We start from the raw sequence: 728 nt of genomic DNA on the forward strand, positions 1-728 counted from the left end.
TTAAACGTTTTAATGACTTTAGCCATGGCTACCTTCGTTGAAGGTGCCTGATCTGTAATCACTTTTTGAGGTTTACCAAATTGTTTAATGAGACGTTTGATAAACGCATATGCCGAATGATTATCTCGTTGCTTACGCAACCAAATATCTAATGTATGTCCCTCTGCATCAATGGCACGATATAAATAGCTCCATTTTCCTTTTATTTTGATGTACGTCTCATCAATACGCCATTTGTAATAAGCTTTTTTATGCTTTTTCTTCCAAATTTGATATAAAATTGGGGCATATTCTTGAACCCAACGGTAGATCGTTGAATGATGAACGTTTACACCACGTTCTCTTAATATTTCAGATATATCACGATAACTCAATGCATATCTTAGATAGTAGCCAACAGCTACAGTGATAACATCCTTGTTAAATTGTTTATATCTGAAATAGTTCATACAGAAGACTCCTTTTTGTTAAAATTATATTATAAATTCAACTTTGCAACAGAACCGATTGCAGTCAATCGTTCGTATTTTAAAGATACTAAAGCATATATTAGCCAAAAAGAATGGTTAAACTTATGGCGTGACGTAACAGGGAATATCGATATTACGCAGGTTCACGTTCAACGTGTAAAACGGAACAATCAAAAAGAATTATATGAGATGGCGAAATATACGGGAAAAGATAGCGATTATCTATCGAACCAAAAAGTCTTTGATACGTATTATAAA

Annotated in this window: 1 protein-coding gene and 1 pseudogene; one reads left to right on the forward strand and one right to left on the reverse strand. The window is 33.4% G+C overall.

The window, feature by feature from the left end; translation table 11 throughout:
* On the reverse strand, positions 1-449 hold a 449-nt coding region (locus tag CD155_RS11845; protein WP_103213420.1), incomplete at its 3' end, for an IS6-like element IS257 family transposase.
* Positions 450-506: 57 nt separating this feature from the next.
* Here CD155_RS11845 and CD155_RS11850 point away from each other — a divergent pair.
* Positions 507-728: pseudogene (locus tag CD155_RS11850) on the forward strand (protein rep); the annotation flags it as partial.

It is taken from the genome of Staphylococcus caprae (genome assembly GCF_002902725.1).
GTDB classification, from domain to species: Bacteria; Bacillota; Bacilli; order Staphylococcales; family Staphylococcaceae; genus Staphylococcus; species Staphylococcus caprae.